At 54.3% G+C, this 19,428-nt stretch carries 16 protein-coding genes; 14 read left to right on the plus strand and 2 right to left on the minus strand.

The window, feature by feature from the left end; genetic code table 11:
- Positions 1-24: 24 nt before the first annotated feature.
- The gene (gene yfbR, locus BJP35_RS19550; RefSeq protein ID WP_014171003.1) at positions 25-624 is read right to left on the minus strand and encodes a 5'-deoxynucleotidase; all 600 of its coding nucleotides are present in this window, start codon (positions 622-624) and stop codon (positions 25-27) included.
- 93 nt (positions 625-717) lie between these two features.
- Positions 718-1,932, minus strand: coding sequence for an alanine transaminase AlaA (gene alaA / locus BJP35_RS19555; RefSeq protein ID WP_047742974.1), 1,215 nt, complete (start codon positions 1,930-1,932; stop codon positions 718-720).
- Between the two features lie 941 nt (positions 1,933-2,873).
- Here alaA and lrhA point away from each other — a divergent pair.
- From lrhA to nuoN, 14 genes are all read left to right on the plus strand, one after another.
- Positions 2,874-3,812 carry a transcriptional regulator LrhA gene (lrhA, locus tag BJP35_RS19560; RefSeq protein WP_025203584.1) on the plus strand — a complete coding sequence of 313 codons (939 nt, stop codon included), beginning with the start codon at positions 2,874-2,876 and terminating at the stop codon, positions 3,810-3,812.
- Between the two features lie 630 nt (positions 3,813-4,442).
- The gene (gene nuoA, locus BJP35_RS19565) at positions 4,443-4,883 is read left to right on the plus strand and encodes an NADH-quinone oxidoreductase subunit NuoA (RefSeq protein WP_014171000.1); all 441 of its coding nucleotides are present in this window, start codon (positions 4,443-4,445) and stop codon (positions 4,881-4,883) included.
- Between the two features lie 15 nt (positions 4,884-4,898).
- Positions 4,899-5,573, plus strand: a complete 675-nt coding sequence (gene nuoB, locus BJP35_RS19570) for an NADH-quinone oxidoreductase subunit NuoB (protein ID WP_003861482.1) — start codon at positions 4,899-4,901, stop codon at positions 5,571-5,573.
- An 89-nt stretch (positions 5,574-5,662) separates the two neighbouring features.
- Positions 5,663-7,465 (plus strand): NADH-quinone oxidoreductase subunit C/D, encoded by a 1,803-nt coding sequence (gene nuoC, locus BJP35_RS19575; protein WP_014170999.1) that lies wholly within the window; start codon positions 5,663-5,665, stop codon positions 7,463-7,465.
- Between the two features lie 2 nt (positions 7,466-7,467).
- Entirely contained in the window at positions 7,468-7,968 is a 501-nt protein-coding gene (gene nuoE / locus BJP35_RS19580; RefSeq protein WP_014170998.1) for an NADH-quinone oxidoreductase subunit NuoE, read from the plus strand.
- The gene (gene nuoF / locus BJP35_RS19585; protein ID WP_014170996.1) at positions 7,965-9,302 is read left to right on the plus strand and encodes an NADH-quinone oxidoreductase subunit NuoF; all 1,338 of its coding nucleotides are present in this window, start codon (positions 7,965-7,967) and stop codon (positions 9,300-9,302) included. The genes nuoE and nuoF overlap by 4 nt, the downstream gene beginning before the upstream one ends.
- A 53-nt stretch (positions 9,303-9,355) precedes the next feature.
- Complete coding sequence (gene nuoG, locus BJP35_RS19590) at positions 9,356-12,082, plus strand: NADH-quinone oxidoreductase subunit NuoG (RefSeq protein WP_020883144.1); 2,727 nt, start codon at positions 9,356-9,358, stop codon at positions 12,080-12,082.
- Positions 12,079-13,056: an NADH-quinone oxidoreductase subunit NuoH gene (nuoH, locus tag BJP35_RS19595; RefSeq protein WP_014170994.1), complete on the plus strand. Its 978-nt coding sequence runs from the start codon at positions 12,079-12,081 to the stop codon at positions 13,054-13,056. Before nuoG ends, nuoH begins: the two co-directional genes overlap by 4 nt.
- A gap of 13 nt (positions 13,057-13,069) precedes the next feature.
- A complete protein-coding gene (gene nuoI, locus BJP35_RS19600) occupies positions 13,070-13,612 on the plus strand; it encodes an NADH-quinone oxidoreductase subunit NuoI (protein ID WP_003861491.1) in 543 nt (180 codons plus the stop codon).
- Positions 13,613-13,622: 10 nt separating this feature from the next.
- The gene (nuoJ, locus tag BJP35_RS19605) at positions 13,623-14,177 is read left to right on the plus strand and encodes an NADH-quinone oxidoreductase subunit J (protein WP_014170993.1); all 555 of its coding nucleotides are present in this window, start codon (positions 13,623-13,625) and stop codon (positions 14,175-14,177) included.
- Complete coding sequence (gene nuoK / locus BJP35_RS19610) at positions 14,174-14,476, plus strand: NADH-quinone oxidoreductase subunit NuoK (RefSeq protein WP_003861496.1); 303 nt, start codon at positions 14,174-14,176, stop codon at positions 14,474-14,476. The genes nuoJ and nuoK overlap by 4 nt, the downstream gene beginning before the upstream one ends.
- The gene (gene nuoL / locus BJP35_RS19615) at positions 14,473-16,314 is read left to right on the plus strand and encodes an NADH-quinone oxidoreductase subunit L (RefSeq protein ID WP_014170992.1); all 1,842 of its coding nucleotides are present in this window, start codon (positions 14,473-14,475) and stop codon (positions 16,312-16,314) included. Before nuoK ends, nuoL begins: the two co-directional genes overlap by 4 nt.
- Positions 16,315-16,390: 76 nt before the next feature.
- Positions 16,391-17,920 (plus strand): NADH-quinone oxidoreductase subunit M, encoded by a 1,530-nt coding sequence (nuoM, locus tag BJP35_RS19620; protein WP_014170991.1) that lies wholly within the window; start codon positions 16,391-16,393, stop codon positions 17,918-17,920.
- Positions 17,921-17,926: 6 nt separating this feature from the next.
- Positions 17,927-19,384: an NADH-quinone oxidoreductase subunit NuoN gene (gene nuoN, locus BJP35_RS19625; protein WP_014170990.1), complete on the plus strand. Its 1,458-nt coding sequence runs from the start codon at positions 17,927-17,929 to the stop codon at positions 19,382-19,384.
- The last annotated feature ends 44 nt before the right edge of the window (positions 19,385-19,428 follow it).

Consider the following 19,428-nt stretch of genomic DNA (forward strand, 5'->3'; position numbering starts at 1 on the left):
GCGACGTCGCGACCCGGCATACCGTCAGAGAGGGGAGTCCTGACTGATCTCGTCCAGCGACAAATGGAAGCTCGGCACAAACACCTGCATGAAATAATCCATCTCTTCGCTGCGGCGTGATTCCAGCGTTTTTTCCAGACGCGTTTTCGCCAGCAGAAATTCGTTATTCCCCGCGGACAGCTCTTCCAGACATTTCAGGTAAGCGCATAGCGCATCCGCCTGCTTAACCAGCAATTTTTCCTCTTCCGTGTACTGATGCTCATCAATCAGCGGCTCAAAAATATCGCGCAGCTCGTCCGGCACCATGTCGATCAGTTTCTGCTGAGCAATCTTCTCAATGGCCTTATATTCCTGGGCTATCTGCGAGTTGAAATATTTCACGGGTGTCGGTAAATCCCCGGTCAGCACTTCCGAGGCATCGTGATACATCGCCAGCAGGGCAATACGCTCAGCGTTAACCTGCCCGTTGAATTTCCGGTTTTTAATGGCAGCCAGAGCGTGAGCGACCATCGCAACCTGCAGACTGTGTTCCGACACATTCTCAGTGCGGACATTGCGCATCAGCGGCCAGCGGTTGATCAGTTTAAGGCGGGAGAGGTGGGCAAAGAAATGACTCTGACTCATAGGTTACCTTTTGTCTTCACTGCGACAGACTTCATTGTGCGGGGAGGGGAGGCAAGATGCAAATCAGGCTACCGAAGTAGCCTGATTTTAAGATTACTGGTGGTAACCTGAGAGGAAACGTCCAAAGCGGCTGATGGCCATCTCGAGGTCATCTTCACGCGGCAGGGTAACGATACGCACGTGATCCGGCCACGGCCAGTTAAAGGCGGTACCCTGAACCAGCAGCACTTTTTCCTGCAGCAGGAAATCGAGCACCATCTTCTGGTCGTCATGAATATTAAAGCGTTTCGCGTCGATTTTCGGGAACATGTAGAGCGCGCCGTTCGGCTTCACGCAGGAGACGCCTGGAATATCGTTGATAAGCTCCCACGCGCGGTTACGCTGCTCATATAAACGCCCGCCCGGCACGATAAACTCGCTGATGCTCTGATAGCCGCCGAGTGCGGTCTGGATAGCATGCTGCGCCGGCACGTTGGCACATAAACGCATAGAGGCGAGCATTTCCAGCCCTTCAATATAGCCTTTCGCATGTTTTTTCGGGCCGTTTAAGACCATCCAGCCCTGACGGAAACCGGCCACACGGTAGGTTTTAGACAGGCCGTTAAAAGTCACGGTCAGCAGGTCCGGAGCCAGTGCGGCGATAGAGTGGTGCTGCGCCGCGTCATACAGGATCTTGTCGTAAATTTCGTCGGCAAAGATGATCAGGTTGTGCTGGCGGGCGATCTCCACGATCTCCATCAGCAGCTCTCTTGAGTAGACCGCGCCCGTTGGGTTGTTCGGGTTAATAATGACGATGCCGCGCGTGCGTGGGGTAATTTTCGCACGAATATCATCGAGATCCGGGAACCAGTCAGAGGACTCATCGCAAAGATAGTGCACGGCTTTACCGCTGGACAGGGATACGGCCGCCGTCCACAGCGGATAATCCGGCGCGGGAACCAGCATTTCGTCGCCGCTGTTCAGCAGCGCCTGCATGGCCTGCACGATCAGCTCAGAGACGCCGTTGCCGATATAGATATCTTCAACGGTAACATCACGCATATCGCGCGCCTGGTAGTGCTGCATGATGGCTTTTCGTGCGGAGTAAAGTCCTTTTGAATCGCAATAGCCTTGCGCAGTGGGCAGGTTGCGGATCACATCAACCAGAATCTCATCCGGCGCTTCAAAACCAAATGGCGCAGGGTTACCAATGTTGAGTTTCAGAACCTTATTGCCTTCTTCTTCAAGGCGTTTAGCCTCTTTCAGAACCGGGCCACGGATGTCGTAACAGACGTTATCTAGCTTGCTGGATTTTTCGATAGGGGACATGAACCTTTAACCTTTTCGCGATTGTTGCCACTCCCTGCCGTGGAAGTCAGCACGGAATAATGTACTCCCCCCTCGCTTCGTTTTGAAGGGCGGGCAGGAGAAGATTTTGTGGAGTGAATGAAAATAGAGTGAATCTTTTTCGCTATCAGCGAACAATTTAACTGACGTAAAGTAAGGTTAATGGTGTGAAAGTAGGTTTATTGTGCTGTTAAATAATATAAATGTTGTATATTGTGCTGATAAAAATAAATAATATCCGCAACCTGCGTGGCAGTTACGCTGAGTGACCTTTCGTAAAACCTGAATGCTTCGTTACGTGGCGTTGTAATAGTGTGCATTGGCTAAAAGTTACTCATGTGAAATTAATGTTAAGTGTTATTAATGAATGGCCTTAATCTAAATTAAAATTTATTTATTATTAACCGACAAAATGCAACTTTAGTTAATTTTAATAAAATTAGTTGAGAAGCTTAACAACCCTCATAAATCCGCAATATTGCAATAAGACTTATAAATAAAGTGGATTTGGGTTAAGATGTCTTTCAGGAAAGCTGGGCACAGATACATATGTTTTGTATTTGTGGAACAGGTTTTCTGAATTAATTGATTGTTATTGTTAGAGTTATCTCTGGCCGGAATGGGTTAAACATCTCCTGCTACGTTGACAGCACTGCGAGAAAGATGGCAGAAAGGGTGTATCACCCTTAATGGAATTTACATAAACCTGCAAACATCTAAATATCCTGAACGTTTAAGAGAATAAAAATAACGTCATGAAACGTGCTTTCTGACTGTTGATATTAAAACAGCACAATAACTATCTGTCAGGCAGTCTGCCGGGCCGGGATGCGAGGGAAAACCTTCAGAGGGAATTGCTTAACTGTTACACACACAGCTTCAACCCGGGCAGCTCCGCACGAGCAACCTGAAAGTGAAAAGATATGATAAATGCAAATCGTCCGATAATGAATCTCGACCTCGATCTGCTGAGAACGTTTGTTGCGGTCGCCGATCTCAACACTTTTGCAGCTGCTGCTGCCGCCGTTTGCCGAACCCAGTCCGCCGTTAGCCAGCAAATGCAACGGCTGGAACAACTGGTTGGTAAAGAGCTCTTTGCCCGTCACGGGCGTAATAAGCTCTTAACGGAACACGGTATTCAGCTTCTGGGTTATGCCAGGAAAATACTTCGCTTTAATGACGAAGCATGTATGTCATTAATGTATAGCAACCTGCAAGGGGTGCTAACGTTAGGTGCGTCTGATGAGTCAGCAGACACAATATTGCCATTTCTTCTCAATCGAATTAGTTCGGTTTATCCGAAGCTTGCGCTGGACGTTAGCGTAAAACGAAATGCTTTTATGATTGAGATGTTAAATGAGAATAAGGTCGATCTGGTGGTGACCACGCACCGTCCAGGGCAATTTAATTGCCTGACGTTGCGCACGTCTCCGACCCATTGGTATTGCGCTGCTGAATATGTGCTGCAAAAAGGTGAGCCAATTCCATTGGTATTACTGGATGATCCGAGTCCGTTCCGCGATATGGTGCTGGCGGCGCTCAATGAGGCCAATATTCCATGGCGTCTGGCTTATGTGGCTTCCACATTGCCAGCGGTACGTGCTGCCGTGAAAGCGGGGCTTGGGGTAACGGCCCGTCCGGTAGAAATGATGAGCCCGGATCTGCGCGTACTGGGTAAATCAGATGGTCTTCCTGCTTTGCCTGATACGGAGTATCTGCTCTGCCACAATACGTCCAGCAATAACGAACTGGCGAAAGTCGTGTTCGAGGCGATGGAAAACTACCATAATCCATGGCAGTTCGAACATGTTACCTCCGAAGGGGGGGATGATTCCCTGATCGTTGAAGGGGACTTTGAGTGATCGACAGCTCAAAATTCTGGTAACAATTTGTAAATGTAAAAAAAAGCCACTCACGCGATTTTCGCCTGCAGTGGCTTTTTTTTGGCAGTAATAACCGCGATCACCGCGTGGATTTTCAGGATAGTCTCTATTTATCAGTAAGATAAATGCTTTTGTTTAAATGTTGTGCGTTTCCCGTTCAGTCTCCCTCCAGCTCGCCTCGATGTTAATAAAACAGGAAATATGTTGCTGGTTTTTTGGGTGAATTAACAAAAGCGTGTCTCAGATCAAGAAAATACTCCTCTTTGGGGGGAGGAATCGTTGGCAAATCCTGTCAAAATAGGAGGGTTATTTTTTTTACTTCCAAAACGGACACGATTCAACAACATGCATTTGACGTAAACTCAGGTACCCACCAGGGTTAAAGGGCACCAAATGTTAATGAGAATCGCTCGATGTAATTTAATGTGAAGAAACCTTTGTTAAAGTTGACAAAAGGTTATAGAAAGGAGTAAAAAACCCCATCATTTTGCTGTCTACGTCTCATTTCTGACAGTTAGTGTAAGGTTTTTCGTTCCTCCCCATGAATCGATGTGATGCCCATCTGCCAGCAAGAGCAGTGTCGTAGGTATCACTTTTGATGAGTAAGCAATGAGTATGTCAACATCCACAGAAGTCATCGCTCATCACTGGGCATTCGCAATCTTTCTTATTGTAGCCATTGGCCTGTGCTGCCTGATGTTAGTCGGCGGCTGGTTCCTGGGCGGTCGCGCCCGTGCAAGGCACAAGAACACACCTTTCGAATCAGGTATTGATTCAGTAGGTTCCGCTCGCTTACGCCTGTCTGCCAAGTTCTATCTGGTAGCCATGTTCTTCGTCATCTTTGACGTGGAAGCGCTTTACCTTTTCGCATGGTCAACTTCCATCCGCGAAAGTGGTTGGGTGGGCTTTGTCGAGGCCGCAATTTTCATTTTAGTGTTACTGGCCGGTCTGGTTTATCTGGTGCGTATTGGCGCGCTTGACTGGACGCCTGCGCGTTCACGTCGTGAACACATCAACCCGGAAAACAGTATCTCTAATCGTCAGCAGTAACAGCGAGGCAATAAGATGGATTATACGCTCACCCGCATAGATCCTAACGGTGAGAATGACCGTTACCCCCTGCAAAAACAGGAGATCGTAACCGACCCCCTGGAGCAAGAAGTCAATAAAAGCGTGTACATGGGCAAACTCGAGCATGCCATGCACGATATGGTCAACTGGGGTCGTAAGAACTCCATCTGGCCTTACAACTTTGGCCTTTCTTGCTGCTACGTTGAAATGGTGACGTCATTCACTGCGGTGCATGACGTTGCGCGTTTTGGGGCAGAGGTACTGCGTGCTTCCCCACGTCAGGCTGACCTGATGGTGGTGGCAGGTACATGCTTTACCAAGATGGCACCTGTTATTCAGCGTCTGTATGACCAGATGCTGGAGCCAAAATGGGTTATTTCCATGGGCGCATGTGCAAACTCTGGCGGTATGTACGACATTTATTCCGTCGTACAGGGCGTAGATAAGTTTATTCCAGTGGATGTTTACATCCCGGGTTGTCCGCCGCGTCCGGAAGCTTACATGCAGGCGCTGATGCTGCTGCAGGAGTCTATCGGTAAAGAACGTCGTCCGCTCTCCTGGGTGGTTGGCGATCAGGGTGTTTACCGCGCCAACATGCAGTCTGAGCGCGAGCGTAAACGCGGCGAACGTATTGCAGTAACCAATCTGCGTACGCCTGACGAAATTTAATTTGCGCCTGTGGGCATGGAGTAAACCTTCGCATATCACTACTCAAATAGCGCGAAGCCACGCCCTACAGTCACCACGGACCATTTGCAATGGTGAACAATATGACCGACTTAACCGCGCAAGAAGCCGCCTGGCAAACACGGGATCATCTGGATGACCCTGTCATTGGCGAACTGCGCAACCGTTTTGGGCCGGATGCCTTTACTGTTCAGGCGACCCGCACCGGGGTACCCGTTGTTTGGGTGAAGCGTGAGCAATTACTGGAAGTGGTCGATTTCCTCAAGAAATTGCCAAAACCTTACGTCATGCTGTTTGACTTACACGGCATGGATGAACGTCTGCGTACGCACCGCCAGGGTCTCCCTGCTGCGGATTTTTCCGTTTTCTACCACCTGATCTCAATAGACCGTAATACGGATATCATGCTCAAGGTGGCATTGTCTGAAAACGACATGCATCTGCCGACGATCACTAAACTTTTCCCGAACGCTAACTGGTATGAGCGTGAAACCTGGGAAATGTTCGGGATGACCTTCGACGGCCACCCGCATCTGACGCGCATCATGATGCCGCAGACGTGGACCGGCCACCCGCTGCGTAAAGACTACCCGGCACGTGCAACTGAATTCGACCCGTTTGAGCTGACGAAAGCCAAGCAGGATCTGGAGATGGAAGCGCTGACCTTCAAGCCGGAAGACTGGGGCATGAAACGCGGGACGGAAAACGAGGACTTCATGTTCCTCAACCTCGGTCCAAACCACCCCTCTGCGCACGGTGCTTTCCGTATTATTCTTCAGCTTGATGGCGAAGAGATTGTCGACTGCGTACCGGACATCGGTTACCACCACCGTGGTGCTGAGAAGATGGGCGAGCGTCAGTCCTGGCACAGCTACATTCCGTATACTGACCGTATCGAGTACCTCGGCGGTTGCGTAAACGAAATGCCTTACGTGCTGGCCGTTGAGAAACTGGCAGGTATCACCGTACCGGATCGCGTTAACGTCATCCGCGTGATGCTCTCCGAACTGTTCCGTATCAACAGCCACCTGCTGTATATCTCCACGTTCATTCAGGACGTTGGCGCGATGACCCCGGTCTTCTTTGCCTTTACCGATCGTCAGAAAATCTACGATCTGGTAGAAGCCATCACCGGTTTCCGTATGCACCCGGCCTGGTTCCGTATCGGCGGTGTGGCACACGATCTGCCGCGCGGCTGGGAGCGCCTGCTGCGTGAATTCCTCGACTGGATGCCAAAACGTCTGGCTTCTTACGAGAAAGCCGCACTGCGTAACACCATCCTGAAAGGCCGTTCCCAGGGCGTTGCAGCCTACGGTGCGAAAGAAGCGCTGGAGTGGGGTACGACAGGTGCGGGTCTGCGCGCAACCGGTATTGATTTCGACGTGCGTAAAGCCCGTCCTTACTCTGGCTATGAGAACTTCGACTTCGAAGTCCCGGTTGGCGGCGGTGTTTCCGACTGCTACACCCGCGTGATGCTGAAAGTTGAAGAGTTGCGCCAGAGTCTGCGCATCCTTGAGCAGTGCCTCAACAACATGCCGGAAGGCCCGTTCAAGGCGGATCACCCGCTGACGACGCCGCCGCCGAAAGAGCGCACGCTGCAACATATCGAAACCCTGATCACCCACTTCCTGCAGGTTTCCTGGGGTCCGGTCATGCCGGCGCAAGAATCCTTCCAGATGATTGAAGCGACCAAGGGTATTAACAGTTACTACCTGACCAGTGACGGCAGCACCATGAGCTACCGTACCCGCGTGCGTACACCAAGCTTTGCGCACCTGCAGCAGATCCCGTCCGCCATCCGCGGCAGTCTGGTCTCCGACCTGATTGTGTATCTGGGTAGTATCGATTTTGTTATGTCAGATGTGGACCGCTAATTATGCACGAGAATCAACAACCACAAACCGAGGCTTTTGAGCTGAGTGAAGCAGAACGTGCCGCTATTGAGCACGAGATGCACCACTACGAAGACCCGCGTGCGGCGTCCATTGAAGCGCTGAAAATCGTACAGAAACAGCGTGGTTGGGTGCCGGATGGGGCGATCTATGAGATCGCAAAAGTGCTGGGCATTCCGGCAAGTGACGTAGAAGGCGTAGCCACGTTCTACAGCCAGATCTTCCGTCAGCCGGTGGGTCGCCATGTGATCCGCTACTGTGACAGCGTGGTTTGTCACATTACCGGTTATCAGGGCATTCAGGCAGCGATTGAGAAAAAGCTCAATATCAAGCCAGGCCAGACCACGTTCGATGGCCGCTTTACGCTGCTGCCAACCTGCTGCCTGGGGAACTGCGACAAGGGGCCGACCATGATGATTGATGAGGATACTCACAGTTATCTGACGCCGGAAGCCATTCCTGACCTGCTGGAGCAGTACAAATGAAAACTGTAATTCGTACTGCTGAAACTCATCCACTGACCTGGCGTCTGCGTGATGACAAACAGCCGGTATGGCTCGACGAATACCAGAGCAAAAACGGCTATGCCGGTGCGCGTAAAGCCTTGGGCGGCATGGCGCCGGACGACATCGTCAGTGCGGTCAAAGACGCTGGCCTGAAAGGGCGCGGCGGCGCAGGCTTTTCCACCGGTCTGAAGTGGAGCCTGATGCCAAAAGACGAATCCATGAACATCCGTTACCTGCTGTGTAACGCTGATGAAATGGAACCGGGCACCTATAAAGACCGCCTGCTGATGGAACAGCTGCCGCACCTGCTGGTGGAAGGCATGCTGATCTCCGCATTCGCGCTGAAAGCGTACCGGGGTTACATCTTCCTGCGCGGTGAATACATCGAAGCGGCTGAAAACCTGCGTCGCGCGATTGCCGAAGCCACTGAAGCGGGCCTGCTGGGTAAAAACATCCTTGGCACCGGTTTTGACTTCGAGCTGTTCGTGCACACCGGGGCAGGGCGTTATATCTGTGGTGAAGAGACCGCACTGATTAACTCCCTGGAAGGCCGCCGTGCTAACCCACGTTCCAAGCCACCGTTCCCGGCAAGTTCTGGCGTCTGGGGTAAACCGACCTGTGTAAACAACGTCGAAACCCTGTGTAACGTCCCGGCAATCCTCGCCAATGGCGTGGAGTGGTATCAGGGCATCTCGAACAGTAAAGATGCCGGTACCAAGCTGATGGGCTTCTCCGGTCGCGTGAAGAACCCTGGCGTCTGGGAACTGCCGTTTGGCACCACTGCACGTGAAATTCTTGAAGACTACGCTGGCGGCATGCGTGATGGCCTGAAATTCAAAGCCTGGCAGCCAGGCGGTGCAGGGACCGACTTCCTGACCGAGGCCCATCTTGATCTGCCGATGGAATTCGAAAGCATTGGTAAAGCAGGCAGCCGTCTGGGTACGGCGCTGGCGATGGCCGTCGACCATGAGATCGGCATGGTATCGCTGGTGCGTAACCTCGAAGAGTTCTTTGCCCGCGAGTCCTGCGGCTGGTGTACACCGTGCCGTGATGGTCTGCCGTGGAGCGTGAAGATCCTGCGTGCTATCGAACGTGGCGAAGGCCAGCCTGGCGATATCGAGACACTTGAGCAACTGTGTCGATTCCTGGGTCCAGGGAAAACCTTCTGTGCCCACGCACCAGGCGCCGTTGAGCCACTGCAGAGCGCGATTAAATATTTCCGCGACGAATTCGAAGCAGGCATCAAGCAGCCGTTCAGCAATACCCATGCCATCAATGGGATTCAGCCGAACCTGCTGAAAGCGCGCTGGTAAAACAGAATTTTGATTAACGCTCAGTTACGACTGAGCCAACTGGAAGCATGCTAATGGCTACGATTCATGTAGACGGCAAAGAGTATGAGGTCAACGGGGCGGACAACCTGCTGGAAGCTTGTCTGTCGCTCGGCCTTGATATTCCGTATTTTTGCTGGCATCCGGCGCTGGGCAGCGTCGGTGCTTGCCGCCAGTGTGCGGTGAAGCAATATCAAAACGCGGAAGACACGCGTGGTCGCCTGGTGATGTCCTGTATGACGCCAGCCACCGAAGGCACTTTTATTTCGATTGATGACGAAGAAGCCAAACAGTTCCGTGAAAGCGTTGTGGAATGGTTGATGACCAACCACCCGCACGATTGCCCGGTCTGTGAAGAGGGCGGTAACTGCCACCTTCAGGATATGACCGTAATGACCGGTCACAGCTTCCGTCGCTATCGCTTTACCAAACGTACCCACCGCAACCAGGATCTGGGGCCGTTCATCTCTCACGAAATGAACCGCTGCATCGCCTGCTACCGCTGCGTGCGTTACTACAAAGATTACGCAGACGGACAAGATCTGGGCGTGTATGGCGCGCATGACAACGTCTACTTCGGTCGTCCGGAAGACGGTACGCTGGAAAGCGAATTCTCCGGTAACCTGGTCGAGATTTGTCCAACCGGCGTCTTCACCGATAAAACCCACTCCGAGCGTTACAACCGTAAGTGGGACATGCAGTTTGCACCAAGCATCTGCCAGCAGTGTTCGCTGGGCTGTAACACCAGCCCGGGTGAACGCTATGGCGAACTGCGTCGTATTGAAAACCGTTATAACGGTACCGTTAACCATTACTTCCTGTGCGACCGCGGTCGTTTCGGCTACGGCTACGTGAACCTGAAAGACCGTCCACGTCAGCCCGTTCAACGCCGTGGTGATGACTTCATCACCCTGAACGCTGAACAGGCGATGCAGGGCGCGGCAGATATTCTGCGTCAGTCGAAGAAAGTGATCGGTATCGGCTCCCCGCGCGCCAGCATCGAAAGTAACTTCGCGCTGCGTGAGCTGGTTGGGGCGGAAAACTTCTACACCGGTATCGCTCAGGGCGAGCAGGAACGTCTGCAGCTGGTACTGAAAGTGCTGCGTGAAGGCGGTATTCATACCCCAGCGCTGCGTGAAATTGAATCTTATGATGCGGTTCTGGTGCTGGGTGAAGATTTGACGCAGACCGGCGCTCGCGCTGCCCTGGCGGTTCGTCAGGCGGTCAAAGGTAAAGCTCGTGAAATGGCGGCGGCTCAGAAAGTGGCTGACTGGCAGATTGCGGCAATCCTCAACATCGGTCAGCGTGCGAAGCATCCTCTGTTTGTGACCAACGTCGACAGCACGCGTCTGGACGATATCGCGGCGTGGACCTACTGCGCGCCGGTTGAAGACCAGGCCCGTCTTGGCTTTGCGATTGCTCATGCGCTGGACAGCAATTCTCCGGCCGTTGAAGGTCTCGATCGCGACCTGCAGAACAAGGTTGATGTGATTGTTCAGGCCCTGGCGGGTGCGAAGAAACCCCTGATTGTTTCCGGGACTAACGCCGGTAGCGCGGAGATCATTCAGGCTGCCGCGAACGTGGCTAAAGCGCTGAAAGGCCGTGGTGCAGACGTTGGCGTGACCATGATTGCCCGTGCGGTGAACAGCATCGGTCTGGGAATGATTGGCGGTGGCTCTCTGGAAGCTGCGTTAAGCGAACTGGAATCCGGTGCTGCTGACGCCGTTGTGGTGCTGGAAAACGACCTGCATCGCCATGCTTCTGCCGCACGCGTTGACGCAGCGCTCTCCAAAGCGCCGCTTGTGATGGTTATTGACCATCAGCGCACCGCGATCATGGACAAAGCGCACCTGGTGCTCTCTGCGGCAAGCTTCGCGGAAAGCGACGGTACGGTTATCAACAACGAAGGCCGCGCACAGCGTTTCTTCCAGGTGTATGACCCGGCGTACTACGACAGCAACACCATAATGCTGGAAAGCTGGCGCTGGCTGCACTCTCTGCACAGCACCGTTCAGAGCCGTGAAGTGGACTGGACGCAGCTCGACCATGTTATCGACGCGGTCGTGGAAAAACTGCCTCAGCTGGCTGGCATCAAAGATGCGGCTCCTGACGCAAGCTTCCGTATTCGTGGCCAGAAACTGGCGCGTGAACCGCACCGTTACAGCGGTCGTACCGCGATGCGTGCCAACATCAGCGTTCACGAACCTCGTCAGCCGCAGGATAAAGACACGATGTTTGCCTTCTCAATGGAAGGGAACAACCAGCCGTCTGCACCGCGCTCTCAGGTTCCGTTCGCATGGGCACCAGGCTGGAACTCCCCGCAGGCATGGAACAAATTCCAGGCTGAAGTGGGCGGCTCTCTGCGCCACGGTGACCCGGGCGTGCGTCTGATTGAAGCTTCCGACACCGGTCTGGACTTCTTCACCACCGTGCCGGCGAGCTTCCAGGCGCAGGAAGGGAACTGGCGTATTGCGCCGTACTACCATCTGTTCGGTAGTGACGAATTGTCCCAGCGTTCTCCGGTATTCCAGAGCCGCATGCCGCAGCCGTACATCAAGCTTAACCCGGCAGATGCCGCGAAGCTTGGCGTTAACGCGGGTGCGAACATCGCCTTTAGTTACGATGGCCAGACAATCAGCTTGCCGCTGATTATCTCTGAAAGTCTGACAGCAGGGCAGGTGGGTCTGCCGATGGGTATGCCAGGCATCGCGCCGGTACTGGCGGGTGCGCGTCTTGATAATCTGCAGGAGGCAAAAGCATGAGTTGGTTAACGCCGGATCTTATCGACATCCTGCTGAGCATTCTGAAAGCGATAGTTATCCTGCTGGTGGTCGTCACCTGTGGCGCGTTCATGAGCTTTGGTGAGCGTCGTCTGCTCGGTCTGTTCCAGAACCGTTACGGGCCGAACCGCGTGGGCTGGGGTGGTTCACTCCAGCTGGTAGCGGACATGATCAAGATGTTCTTTAAAGAGGACTGGATCCCGCGCTTCTCTGACCGCGTGATCTTTACTCTGGCACCGATGATCGCCTTTACCTCGCTGCTGCTGGCGTTCGCGATTGTTCCTGTCAGCCCGACCTGGGTGGTGGCTGACCTGAACATCGGCATTCTGTTCTTCCTGATGATGGCAGGCCTCGCCGTGTATGCGGTGCTGTTCGCGGGCTGGTCCAGTAACAACAAATACTCCCTGCTGGGTGCGATGCGTGCTTCTGCGCAGACGCTGAGCTACGAAGTATTCCTGGGGCTTTCCCTGATGGGTGTGGTGGCGCAAGCCGGTTCATTCAACATGACCGACATCGTCAACAACCAGGCTGACATCTGGAACGTTATCCCGCAGTTCTTTGGTTTTATTACCTTTGCTATCGCGGGCGTGGCGGTGTGTCACCGTCACCCGTTTGACCAGCCAGAAGCCGAACAGGAACTGGCCGACGGTTACCACATCGAATATTCCGGTATGAAATTCGGTCTGTTCTTCGTGGGCGAGTACATCGGTATTGTCACCATTTCCGCGTTGATGGTAACGCTGTTCTTTGGTGGCTGGCATGGCCCGTTCTTACCGCCGTTCATCTGGTTCGCGCTGAAAACCGCGTTCTTCATGATGATGTTCATTTTGATTCGCGCAGCGTTACCGCGTCCGCGTTATGACCAGGTAATGTCCTTCGGCTGGAAAGTGTGCCTGCCGCTGACGCTCATCAACTTGCTGGTAACGGCGGCTGTCATTCTCTGGCAGCAGCCATAAGGGGCTATAGACCATGACCTTAAAAGAATTATTGGTAGGTTTCGGCACTCAGGTACGCAGTATCTGGATGATCGGCCTGCACGCGTTTGCCAAACGCGAAACCCGGATGTACCCGGAAGAGCCGGTATATCTGCCGCCGCGCTACCGTGGCCGTATCGTGCTGACGCGCGATCCGGACGGTTCAGAGCGCTGCGTTGCCTGTAACCTGTGTGCGGTAGCGTGTCCGGTGGGCTGTATCTCTCTGCAGAAAGCAGAGACGGTAGATGGCCGCTGGTATCCTGAGTTCTTCCGCATCAACTTCTCACGCTGCATTTTCTGCGGTCTGTGTGAAGAAGCGTGCCCAACCACGGCGATTCAGCTGACCCCGGACTTCGAACTGGGTGAGTATAAGCGTCAGGACCTGGTGTACGAGAAAGAGGATCTGCTGATTTCCGGTCCGGGCAAATACCCGGAATATAACTTCTACCGGATGGCGGGTATGGCAATCGACGGCAAAGATAAGGGCGAAGCAGAGAACGAAGCTAAGCCTATCGACGTCAAGAGCCTGTTACCGTAAGGAGAGGGCAATGGAATTCGCTTTTTATATCTGTGGCCTTATCGCCATCCTGGCTACGCTGCGAGTGATTACGCACACCAATCCGGTGCATGCGCTGCTGTACTTAATTATCTCGCTGCTGGCTATTTCCGGGGTGTTCTTTGCGCTGGGCGCGCACTTTGCTGGTGCGCTGGAGATCATCGTCTACGCCGGGGCCATCATGGTGCTGTTCGTCTTCGTGGTGATGATGCTGAACCTGGGCGGCTCTGAAATTGAGCAGGAACGTCAGTGGTTAAAACCGCAGGTCTGGATTGGCCCGGCGATCCTGTCGGCCATCATGCTGGTGGTCATTGTTTACGCCATTCTGGGCGTGAATGATCAGGGCATCGACGGCACGCCAATCGGCGCTAAAGAGGTGGGTATTACGCTGTTTGGCCCATACGTCCTGGCGGTTGAACTGGCCTCTATGCTGCTGCTGGCGGGCCTGGTTGTCGCCTTCCACGTTGGCCGCGAAGAGCGTGCTGGTGAGTTGCTGAGCAACCGCACTGACGACCGCGCGAAAAGAAAAACGGAGGAACGCGCATGATCCCCTTAACACATGGACTGATCCTCGCTGCGATTTTATTCGTTCTGGGCTTAACCGGTCTGGTTATCCGCCGCAATCTGCTGTTTATGCTGATCGGTCTGGAAATCATGATTAACGCCTCCGCGCTGGCCTTCGTGGTCGCCGGAAGCTACTGGGGCCAGACCGATGGTCAGGTGATGTACATTCTCGCCATCAGCCTCGCGGCTGCCGAAGCGAGTATTGGCCTGGCGCTGTTACTGCAGCTCCATCGTCGCCGCCAGAACCTGAACATCGATTCAGTAAGTGAGTTGCGTGGATGAACATGCTTGCCTTAACCATTATTTTTCCGCTGATTGGCTTCGTGCTGCTGGCGTTTTCTCGTGGCCGCTGGTCTGAGAATCTGTCCGCCACCGTCGGCATGGGCTCTGTGGGTCTGGCTGCGCTGGTGACAGCGTATGCGGGTATCGACTTCTTTAATAACGGGCGTCAGGCCTTCAGCGTACCGCTGTGGACCTGGATGTCGGTCGGTGATTTCAACATCGGTTTCAACCTGGTGCTGGATGGTCTCTCTCTGACCATGCTCTCCGTGGTAACCGGCGTGGGCTTCCTGATCCACATGTTTGCCTCCTGGTATATGCGCGGTGAAGAGGGTTACTCCCGCTTCTTCGCCTACACCAACCTGTTTATCGCGAGCATGGTTGTTCTGGTGCTGGCCGATAACCTGCTGTTGATGTATCTCGGCTGGGAAGGCGTGGGTCTCTGTTCTTATCTGCTGATCGGCTTCTACTATACCGATCCGAAGAATGGCGCAGCGGCCATGAAAGCGTTTGTCGTGACCCGTGTGGGTGACGTCTTCCTCGCCTTCGCGCTGTTCATTCTCTACAACGAACTGGGCACGCTGAATTTCCGCGAAATGGTGGAACTGGCGCCAGCGCACTTCGCTGCCGGCAATGACATGCTGTGGTGGGCAACGCTGATGCTGCTGGGTGGTGCCGTGGGTAAATCCGCGCAGCTGCCGTTGCAGACATGGCTGGCCGACGCGATGGCAGGTCCAACGCCTGTCTCCGCGCTGATCCACGCCGCAACCATGGTTACCGCTGGGGTCTACCTCATTGCGCGTACGCATGGTCTGTTCCTGATGACGCCGGAAATTCTGCATCTGGTGGGTATCGTTGGTGCGGTAACGCTGGTGCTGGCAGGCTTTGCCGCGCTGGTGCAAACCGACATCAAACGCGTTCTCGCGTACTCCACCATGAGCCAGATTGGTTATATGTTCCTGGCACTGGGTGTTCAGGCATGGGACGCAGCCATTTTCCACCTGATGACGCACGCGTTCTTTAAAGCGCTGCTGTTCCTCTCATCCGGTTCCGTGATTCTGGCCTGCCACCACGAGCAGAACATCTTCAAGATGGGCGGACTGCGTAAGTCCATTCCGCTGGTTTATGTCTGCTTCCTGGTGGGCGGCGCGGCGCTGGCGGCACTGCCGCTGATTACCGCGGGCTTCTTCAGTAAGGACGAAATCCTTGCCGGTGCCATGGCGAATGGTCATATCAATCTGATGGTTGCGGGTCTGGTCGGTGCGTTCATGACCTCCCTGTATACCTTCCGTATGATTTTCATCGTATTCCACGGTAAAGAACAAATTCACGCTCACGCAGGGAAGGGGATTACTCATCACCTGCCGCTGATTGTGCTGCTGGTACTCTCCACCTTCGTTGGCGCACTGATTGTGCCACCGCTGCAGGGCGTACTGCCGGACACCACCGAGCTTGAGCACGGTCGCGTTCTGACGCTTGAAATCACCTCGGGTGTGGTCGCTATCGCGGGCATCCTGATCGCAGCATGGCTGTGGCTGGGCAAACGTACGCTGGTGACTGCCGTTGCCAACAGTGCGCCAGGCCGCCTGCTGGGGACCTGGTGGTACAACGCGTGGGGCTTCGACTGGCTGTACGACATGATCTTCGTCAAGCCGTTCCTGGGCATTGCGTGGCTGCTGAAACGCGATCCGCTGAACTCCCTGATGAATATCCCGGCGATCCTTTCCCGCTTTGCAGGTAAAGGCCTGCTGTTCAGCGAGAACGGTTACCTGCGCTGGTATGTGGCGTCCATGAGCATCGGTGCGGTTGTCGTGCTGGCGCTGCTGATGGTGTTGCGTTGATCGTTAAGTGAATTTTATTCGAATTCGTTGAAAATCAGGCCCCTGCTGGGGGCCTTAAAAAGGAATGTAAATCGCCATGTTACTACCCTGGCTAATATTAATTCCCTTCATCGGCGGCTTCCTGTGCTGGCAGACTGAACGCTTTGGCGTGAAGATGCCGCGCTGGATCGCGCTGATCACCATGGGATTGACGCTCGCGCTTGGTCTGCAACTGTGGTTGCAGGGTGGCTACTCTCTGACGCAGTCTGCGGGGATTCCGCAGTGGCAGTCTGAATTTATTCTGCCGTGGATCCCGCGTTTTGGGATAACCATTCACCTGGCTATCGACGGTCTGTCGCTGCTGATGGTGGTGCTGACGGGTCTGCTCGGCGTTCTGGCGGTACTGTGCTCCTGGCGAGAAATTGAAAAATACCAGGGCTTCTTCCACCTGAACCTGATGTGGATCCTGGGCGGCGTGATCGGCGTGTTCCTTGCCATCGACATGTTCCTGTTCTTCTTCTTCTGGGAGATGATGCTGGTGCCGATGTACTTCCTGATCGCGCTGTGGGGCCATAAGGCGTCCGACGGTAAAACGCGTATCACGGCGGCAACCAAGTTCTTCATCTATACCCAGGCGAGCGGTCTGGTGATGTTGATTGCGATTCTGGCGCTGGTGTTTGTTCACCACACGGCGACCGGTATCTGGACCTTCAACTATGAAGACCTGCTGAAGACCCCGATGTCTCACGGTGTGGAATACCTGCTGATGCTGGGCTTCTTCATTGCCTTCGCGGTGAAAATGCCGGTGGTTCCCCTGCACGGCTGGCTGCCAGACGCGCACTCACAGGCGCCAACGGCGGGTTCCGTTGACCTGGCGGGGATCTTGCTGAAAACCGCGGCCTACGGTCTGCTGCGTTTCGCTCTGCCGCTGTTCCCGAATGCGTCCGCTGAGTTCGCGCCAATTGCGATGTGGCTTGGTGTGATCGGTATCTTCTACGGTGCCTGGATGGCCTTCACGCAGTACGACATTAAACGTCTGATTGCGTACACCTCCGTTTCCCACATGGGCTTTGTACTGATTGCCATCTACACCGGCAGCCAGCTGGCTTACCAGGGTGCGGTTATCCAGATGATTGCGCACGGTCTGTCCGCAGCCGGTCTCTTCATCCTGTGTGGTCAGCTGTACGAACGTCTTCACACCCGTGACATGCGTATGATGGGCGGTCTGTGGAGCAAAATTAAATGGCTGCCAGCGCTCTCTATGTTCTTCGCGGTGGCCACGCTGGGTATGCCAGGCACCGGTAACTTCGTCGGCGAATTTATGATTCTGTTCGGCAGCTTCAAAGTGGTGCCGGTCATTACCGTGATCTCCACCTTTGGTCTGGTGTTCGCTTCCGTTTACTCGCTGGCGATGCTGCATCGCGCTTACTTCGGTAAAGCGAAGAGCGAAATTGCTGCAAAAGAACTGCCGGGGATGTCGCTGCGTGAGCTGTTCATCATCCTGCTGCTGGTCGTACTGCTGGTGCTGTTGGGCTTCTTCCCGCAGCCAATTCTGGATACCTCGCACTCCGCGATGGGGAATATCCAGCAGTGGTTTGTTAATTCTGCTTCTACTACAAGGCCGTAATTCGCCATGACAATAACTCCACAACAACTGATCGCGCTGCTACCGCTGCTGATCGTCGGATTGACGGTGGTGGTTGTGATGCTCTCCATTGCGTGGCGACGCAATCACTTCCTGAATGCCACGCTGTCGGTCATCGGTCTGAACGCCGCATTAGTCTCTCTCTGGTTTGTTGGCCAGGGCGGGGCGATGGACGTCACTCCACTGATGCGCGTTGACGGCTATGCCATGCTGTACTCGGGTCTGGTTCTGCTGGCGAGCCTGGCAACCTGTACGTTTGCGTATCCATGGCTGGAAGGCTACAACGACAACAAAGAAGAGTTTTACCTGCTGGTACTGATTGCCGCGCTGGGCGGTATTCTGCTGGCGAATGCGAACCATCTGGCTGCGCTGTTCCTCGGTATTGAGCTTATCTCTCTGCCGCTGTTCGGTCTGATTGGTTACGCCTTCCGTCAGAAACGTTCTCTGGAAGCGAGCATCAAGTACACCATTCTGTCTGCTGCCGCGTCGTCTTTCCTGCTGTTTGGTATTGCGCTGCTGTACGCACAGTCCGGAAACCTCTCTTTCATGGCGCTCGGCAAGAGCCTCGGCGACGGTATGCTGCACGAACCGCTGCTGCTGGCGGGTCTGGGCATGATGATTGTTGGCCTTGGCTTTAAGCTCTCTCTGGTTCCGTTCCACCTGTGGACGCCAGACGTCTACCAGGGCGCGCCTGCTCCAGTCTCAACCTTCCTGGCGACGGCGAGCAAAATCGCTATCTTCGGGGTGGTGATGCGTCTGTTCCTGTATGCGCCGGTGGGTGACAGCGAAGCGGTTCGCGTGGTGCTGGGCATCATCGCGTTTGCTTCCATCATCTTCGGTAACCTGATGGCGCTGAGCCAGACCAACATTAAACGTCTGCTGGGCTACTCATCTATCTCCCATCTGGGCTACCTGATGGTGGCACTGATTGCGCTGCAGAGCGGTGAGATGTCGATGGAGACCGTCGGTGTTTACCTGGCCGGTTACCTGTTCAGCAGCCTCGGCGCGTTCGGCGTGGTGAGCCTGATGTCCAGCCCGTACCGTGGTCCGGATGCAGATTCCCTGTTCTCCTACCGTGGTCTGTTCTGGCACCGTCCGATTCTGTCCGCCGTTATGACCGTAATGATGCTCTCTCTGGCGGGTATTCCAATGACGCTGGGCTTTATCGGTAAGTTCTACGTGCTGGCAGTGGGTGTGCAGGCACACCTGTGGTGGCTGACGGCGGGCGTGGTTATCGGCTCTGCAATCGGTCTCTACTACTACCTGCGTGTGGCCGTGAGTCTGTATCTGAGTGCACCTCAGCAGCTGAACCGCGATGCGCCGCGTAACTGGCAGTACAGCGCCGGTGGTATCGTGGTACTGATCTCCGCGCTGCTGGTACTGATCTTCGGTATCTATCCACAGCCGCTGATCACCATCGTGCAGCACGCGATGCCGCTGATGTAATCACGTTGCTGTTTGACCGCAGTGAATAAAAAAACCCGCCTCGG

The organism is Enterobacter sp. J49 (assembly GCF_002148625.1).
Lineage (GTDB): Bacteria > Pseudomonadota > Gammaproteobacteria > Enterobacterales > Enterobacteriaceae > Enterobacter > Enterobacter ludwigii.

Coding starts and splice junctions, on each gene's coding strand:
- nuoA (WP_014171000.1), top strand. CDS start 4,443: ATGAGTATGTCAACATCCACAGAAGTCATCGCTCATCACTGGGCATTC.
- nuoG (WP_020883144.1), top strand. CDS start 9,356: ATGGCTACGATTCATGTAGACGGCAAAGAGTATGAGGTCAACGGGGCG.
- nuoN (WP_014170990.1), top strand. CDS start 17,927: ATGACAATAACTCCACAACAACTGATCGCGCTGCTACCGCTGCTGATC.
- nuoF (WP_014170996.1), top strand. CDS start 7,965: ATGAAAACTGTAATTCGTACTGCTGAAACTCATCCACTGACCTGGCGT.
- nuoK (WP_003861496.1), top strand. CDS start 14,174: ATGATCCCCTTAACACATGGACTGATCCTCGCTGCGATTTTATTCGTT.
- alaA (WP_047742974.1), bottom strand. CDS start 1,932: ATGTCCCCTATCGAAAAATCCAGCAAGCTAGATAACGTCTGTTACGAC.
- nuoL (WP_014170992.1), top strand. CDS start 14,473: ATGAACATGCTTGCCTTAACCATTATTTTTCCGCTGATTGGCTTCGTG.
- yfbR (WP_014171003.1), bottom strand. CDS start 624: ATGAGTCAGAGTCATTTCTTTGCCCACCTCTCCCGCCTTAAACTGATC.
- lrhA (WP_025203584.1), top strand. CDS start 2,874: ATGATAAATGCAAATCGTCCGATAATGAATCTCGACCTCGATCTGCTG.
- nuoE (WP_014170998.1), top strand. CDS start 7,468: ATGCACGAGAATCAACAACCACAAACCGAGGCTTTTGAGCTGAGTGAA.
- nuoH (WP_014170994.1), top strand. CDS start 12,079: ATGAGTTGGTTAACGCCGGATCTTATCGACATCCTGCTGAGCATTCTG.
- nuoB (WP_003861482.1), top strand. CDS start 4,899: ATGGATTATACGCTCACCCGCATAGATCCTAACGGTGAGAATGACCGT.
- nuoC (WP_014170999.1), top strand. CDS start 5,663: ATGGTGAACAATATGACCGACTTAACCGCGCAAGAAGCCGCCTGGCAA.
- nuoJ (WP_014170993.1), top strand. CDS start 13,623: ATGGAATTCGCTTTTTATATCTGTGGCCTTATCGCCATCCTGGCTACG.
- nuoI (WP_003861491.1), top strand. CDS start 13,070: ATGACCTTAAAAGAATTATTGGTAGGTTTCGGCACTCAGGTACGCAGT.
- nuoM (WP_014170991.1), top strand. CDS start 16,391: ATGTTACTACCCTGGCTAATATTAATTCCCTTCATCGGCGGCTTCCTG.